Source organism: Nocardia sp. NPDC024068 (assembly GCF_040638875.1).
GTDB lineage: Bacteria > Actinomycetota > Actinomycetes > Mycobacteriales > Mycobacteriaceae > Nocardia.
On the sequence record NZ_JBEZYU010000110.1, the window covers coordinates 1 to 5794 of the forward strand.

The 5794-nt window shown below is 66.3% G+C and carries 4 protein-coding genes; 1 reads left to right on the forward strand and 3 read right to left on the reverse strand.

What is annotated here, in order from left to right:
• Positions 1-523: 523 nt before the first annotated feature.
• Together AB0F41_RS31320 and AB0F41_RS31325 are read right to left on the reverse strand one after the other, a co-directional pair.
• Entirely contained in the window at positions 524-940 is a 417-nt protein-coding gene (locus AB0F41_RS31320; RefSeq protein ID WP_357430170.1) for a cytochrome c oxidase subunit 4, read from the reverse strand.
• Positions 941-954: 14 nt separating this feature from the next.
• Positions 955-2043 (reverse strand): cytochrome c oxidase subunit II, encoded by a 1089-nt coding sequence (locus AB0F41_RS31325; RefSeq protein WP_357430172.1) that lies wholly within the window; start codon positions 2041-2043, stop codon positions 955-957.
• Positions 2044-2386: 343 nt separating this feature from the next.
• On the opposite strand from AB0F41_RS31325, the gene asnB reads away from it, so the two are divergent.
• Positions 2387-4330 (forward strand): asparagine synthase (glutamine-hydrolyzing), encoded by a 1944-nt coding sequence (gene asnB / locus AB0F41_RS31330; protein WP_357430174.1) that lies wholly within the window; start codon positions 2387-2389, stop codon positions 4328-4330.
• Positions 4331-4423: 93 nt separating this feature from the next.
• Here the strand turns inward: asnB and AB0F41_RS31335 are convergent, their stop codons facing one another.
• The gene (locus AB0F41_RS31335; protein WP_357430176.1) at positions 4424-5395 is read right to left on the reverse strand and encodes a carbohydrate kinase family protein; all 972 of its coding nucleotides are present in this window, start codon (positions 5393-5395) and stop codon (positions 4424-4426) included.
• Positions 5396-5794 lie beyond the last annotated feature (399 nt).

Consider the following 5794-nt stretch of genomic DNA (forward strand, 5'->3'; position numbering starts at 1 on the left):
GCCACATGCGCTTCGAGGGCTGACAGCAGACGCGGGCCGAACCCTTTCAGGGCCTCGCTGAACTCGGCACCGAGAAAGTGACCCATTCCGTGGACCAGCCCGATTCGGATCGGAACCGGGTAGTGGCGCCGGCACCGGATCCGGGCGCTGCGTAGTGCGGGGTGCGTTCGCGGGAAGCTCGCGCTTTCTCCGGATGGCCGCATTCTGTGGCGGTGTGGCGGCGCCCCATCCACGGCTGGTAGCCGTTCGGCGCAGGCTTGGACGCGAAACCGCCCCACGCGTTCATGGTGTGCGTGAGGCGGTTGGCTTGCGTCTTTATCCGGATGGTCGCAATCCGTCCAGGGTGGGGCCCGCCCGGTTCTGGAGCGACCAGAGGGAGGGAGCGCAGCGACCGACCGCCGGGAGTGAAGAACCGGGTTAATAGGGCCCCACCCTCGAGCGGCGGAGCCGCTCCAAAATTACAGCCCCACCCTTCGCGGAGGGTCGCTCCAGAATTACCTCCGCGGAGGGGCCACTCCGTATCTCAGTGCTTTTCTGGGCCGATGTAGTACTCGAAGACCAGGCCGGCGGCGGCGGTGAGTACCAGGATGACGCCCAGACCCAGCAGCCACGGTTCGAAGAACGCGAAGCCGAGGGCGGTGACCGAGGCGGCGCCGGCGAGCAGGATCGGCCAGAAGCTCCCGGGCGAGAAGAAGCCCAGGTCGCCCGCGCCGTCCACGATTTCGGCGTCTTCGTAGTCTTCCGGGCGCAGGTCGAGCCGGCGGGCCACGAAGCGGAAGTAGGTGCCGATGATCAGCGACAGTCCCGCGGTGAGGACGATCGCCGTGGTGCCGGCCCATTCGATACCGGTCCGCGACTGGGCGGTGAAGAAGCCGTAGATCACGCCCACGATGATGAAGAAAACCGTGAGCAGTTCGAACAGCCGTGCTTCGATCCTCATCTCAGATCAGTTCCTCACTTGCTCGAGGTGGCATCGGTTTTGACCGTGCGATCGGTGTCGAACGGCTGCGTGGACGTGGCCACCGGGGATTCTCCGATGGATTCGAGCGCGGCGGCATTGGTCATTCCGGACTCCCGCGCCTGGATGTAGCGCTGGAATTTGTCCGGGGAGACGGCGCGGACTTCGAAGTTCATCATCGAGTGGAAGGTGCCGCACATTTCCGCGCAGCGGCCCACGAAGGCGCCTTCTCGATCGATCTCGCTGATCTGGAAGACGTTATCGGAGTTGTTTTCCTTCGGGTTGGGCATGACGTCCCGTTTGAAGAGGAACTCCGGCACCCAGAAGGCGTGGATGACGTCGGCCGCGGCCAGCTGGAACTCGATCACCTTGCCGGTGGGCAGTACCAGGACGGGCACCTCGGTGCTCGAGCCGATGGTTTCGATCTTGTTGTAGTGCAGGAACGAGAGGATGTCGTTCTCCGGGCGGCCGTGCACGGGGCCGGGCTGCTCGTGGCCCTTCTCGTCGACCCGCTCGGCGTATTCCTGCAGCTGTTCCTGGTTCGCGTCTTCCCGCACGGTGTCGATACCGTTGTAGGTGAACCCGTTCTTCAGGTCGACATTGCGGTAACCGAATTTCCAGTTCCACTGGAAGGCGGTCACGTCGACCACCACATCGGGGTTGTCGACCTTCTCGTGCACGTAGTTCTGCACGACGACGGTGAAGTAGAACAGGACCGCGATGATGACGAACGGGATCGCGGTGTAGGTCAGCTCGAGCGGCACGTTGTAGCCGGTCTGCCGCGGGAACTCCGGGGAGTCCTTCTTCTTGCGGTGGAAGATGATGGTCCAGAAGGTCAGTCCCCAGACCAGCACACCCATGATGAGGGCGGCGACGACCGACCAGGTCCACAGTTCCCGCATCCGGTGCGCCTGCGGGGTGACACCCGAGGGCCAGCCGAACCGCAACCACACATTGTCGATCGAGCAGCCGGAAACGAGCACGGCGGTGATCCCGAGGGATACCACCAGTCCGGCCCGCCGCAGGACACGACCCCGCTGCCGGGCAGGCCGTGCCCCGATCTCGTCGCTCGCCTTGTGCGCCACGCTCACGCCTTCCTGGTCGCCACACATTCCGACATCGCATCCGCGGGGGCGGGGATCCGCCTCCGGTGATACAGAAAAACAGCTCGTCCCGGCCCCTGGGGTGGTTCCGCGCACCACGCGGCACCACCCGGAACTGTCCGAGTACTACGCAGCGTAGACCAAACACGCGCCCGGTACGCCGTCGGGTCGGGTTCGACACTCCGTTCGGCGGGCACGGGGCGGTACGGAGGTGTATCGCACGACGGAACCGGGCGTGCGGCATACTCGGACACTAGATTTCGCCCGCCGCGCCCGGTGCCCCGGCGCGGGTCCTGCGACCATAGGAAACGAGGTTAGCGCCGCAGTGTGTGGACTGCTCGGATTTCTGACGTCCGATACCGCCGCGCCGAAAACAGTGGAGCGGGTGTACGACGCCCTGCACTGTGTGCGGCACCGTGGCCCCGACGAGCGCGGCACCTGGCACGACGACCGGTTGATCTTCGGGTTCAACCGGCTGTCGATCATCGATATCGAACATTCGCACCAGCCGCTGCGTTGGGGCCCGGCCGATGATCCCCAGCGCTATGCGCTGACCTTCAACGGCGAGATCTACAACTATCTCGAACTGCGCGCCGAACTGGCCGACGCGCATGCGGCGGAGTTCGGCGACACCCCGATGTTCGCCACCGAGGGTGACGGCGAGGCGATCGTCGCGGCCTTCCATTACTGGGGCCCCGACTCGGTGCGCCGCCTGCGCGGAATGTTCGCGTTCGCGATCTGGGACACCCGGACCGGGGAATTGTTCCTGGCCCGCGACCCGTTCGGTATCAAACCGCTGTTCCTGGCGACCGGGCCCGGGGGTACGGCATTCGGCAGCGAGAAGAAGAGCCTGCTGGAGCTGCTGCCCGATCTCGGGCTCGACGAATCGCTCGACCACCGCGCGCTGGAGCACTACACGGTGCTGCAGTACGTCCCCGAACCGGAAACCCTGCACGCCGGTATCCGGCGGCTGGAGTCGGGCAGCTACGCGGTACTGCGTCCGGGCGCGGCACCCGAGGTCACCCGGTATTTCGAGCCGAAGTTCGGGGTGCGGCCGTTCGCGCCGGGCACCGCGCAGTCCCGGTACGGGGAGATCGCCGCGGCGCTCGAGGATTCGGTCGCCAAACATATGCGGGCCGATGTCACGGTCGGATCGTTCCTGTCCGGCGGTATCGATTCGACCGCCATCGCCGCGCTGGCCATGCGGCACAACCCGAAGCTCATCACCTTCACCACCGGATTCGAGCGGGAGGGCTACTCCGAGGTCGATGTGGCGGCCGAGAGCGCCGCGGCGATCGGCGCCCGCCATATCGTCAAGGTCGTCTCCCCCGCCGAATTCGCGGCCGCGATCCCGGAGATCGTCTGGTACCTCGACGACCCGGTGGCCGACCCGGCGCTGGTCCCGCTGTATTTCGTGGCCAAGGAGGCCCGGAAGCACGTGAAGGTCGTGCTGTCCGGGGAGGGCGCCGACGAACTGTTCGGCGGGTACACCATCTACCGGGAGCCGCTGTCGCTGGCGCCGTTCGAGCGGCTGCCCGGCGGTGTGCGGCGGCTGGCCGGCAAGGTTTCGGACCTGATCCCGGACGGCACCCGCGGTAAGAGCCTGCTGCACCGGGGGTCGTTGCCGCTGGAACAGCGGTACTACGGCAATGCCCGCAGCTTCAGCGACGCCCAGCTGCGGTCGGTGCTGCGGGAGTTCCGCCCGGAATGGACCCATCAGGACGTGACGGCGCCGATCTACGCCCGTTCGGCCGGATGGGATCCGGTGGCGCGGATGCAGCATCTCGACCTGTTCACCTGGTTGCGCGGTGACATCCTGGTCAAGGCCGACAAGATGACCATGGCCAATTCGCTGGAGTTGCGGGTGCCGTTCCTGGACAGCGAGGTCTTCCGGGTGGCGGAGCAGGTTCCGCTGGAGCAGAAGATCACCAAGCAGACCACGAAGTACGCCCTGCGGCAGGCGCTCGAGGGGATCGTGCCGGGCCATGTGCTGCACCGGGCGAAGCTCGGGTTCCCGGTGCCGCTGCGGCACTGGTTGCGCGGTACCGAACTCTACGACTGGGCCCGGCAGCAGATCGTCGAGTCGCAGACCGATCATCTGCTCGACAAGGCGGCCGTGGCGGCCATGCTGGACGCGCACCGGGCCGGGGAGTCCGATCACAGCCGCCGGTTGTGGACACTGCTGGTGTTCATGATCTGGCACGGCATCTTCGTGGAAGACCGCATCAAACCGGAGATTGCCGAACCGACCTATCCCGTGCAGGTGTAGACCGGCTTCCGGTATACGAGGAAGGCCCCGCACACGTGGTGTGCGGGGCCTTTCTCGAGCTGTGGAGTGCCGACCGGTCCGGTGCGGCGGAGTTCAGCGCAGCAGCGGTTCGATCTCGGCCGCGGCTTCGGCACCGTAGGCCTCGCCGAGCCGTTTGAGCGCGGCGTCGGGGTCCAGCGTCCATTCCTGAGTGCCCACCGTCTCGAGCACCAGTACCGCGATCAGCGAGCCCAGCTGCGCGGACCGCTCGAGGCCCAGCCCCGAGGTGTGCGCGGTGAGGAATCCGGCCCGGAACGCGTCACCCACGCCGGTCGGATCGACCTTCGCGTTCTCCGGTACGGCCTCGACACGCACCTCGGTGCCGTCGGTGCCGACCACCAGCACCCCGTCCTTGCCCAAGGTGGTGACCCGTACTCCGACGCGGGACGCGATCTCTTCCTCGGTCAGGCCCGTCTTCTGCTTCAGCAGGCCCCATTCGTACTCGTTGGTGAACAGGTACGTACTGCCTTCGATGAGCTGGACCGCCTGGTCGCCGTCCAGGCGCGCGAGCTGCTGGGACGGGTCGGCGGCGAACGGTACGCCCAGTTCCCGGCATTCGGCGGTGTGCCGCAGCATGGCTTCGGGATCGTTGGCGCCGACCAGCACCAGATCCAGGGCCCGCTCCTCGGACAGCGCGGTGAGCGAGATATCGCCCGCCTCGCTCATGGCCCCGGGATAGAACGAGGCGATCTGGGCCATGTCCTCATCGGTGGTGCAGACGAATCGCGCCGTATGGGCGGTCTCCGATACCCGGACCGCCGAGCAGTCCACGCCGTGGGACTCCAGCCAGTTCCGGTACTCGTCGAAATCGCGGCCGACCGCGCCGATCAACAGCGGCGATCGGTTCAGCAGGCCCATGGCGTAGGCGATATTGCCCGCCACACCGCCCCGCCGGATCACCAGATCGTCGACGAGGAAGCTCAGCGAGACATGCTCGAGCTGATCGGGCAGCAGCGCGTCGGCGAAACGGCCGGGGAAACGCATGAGGTGGTCCGTCGCGATGGACGCGGATACAGCTATGGACACGTAAGTGGGCCCCTTCGGAATCAGCGCGAACAAAAAGTGAACGGGGCCTTGCGCCCCCGACTCACCGTATCAATTCGCCAAGGCTACGACTACGTGTCGTAATTGTCTGCCCACGTGGCGTAAATGCCCATCTACGTGACGTAACAGCCCCGACCGGATCTGGTAACGGCAACGCCACATCCGGTCACAAAGCCCGGTCGGCGGCAACGATCACCATCAACCTGCGCGGCGACGAAGCACCCCCAGCCAACGACATCCAACGCGCCCCGCCGTCGGTGCCGAGTCTTACGAGGCCCTGAAAGGTTTCGGCCGTCCCGGCTGTCCGGCCTCGAAGCAAGGCGGCGCAGCCGCGAGCCAATCTGCTGGCGTCCGGCGGTATCGAATCGGTCAACCCGGGCC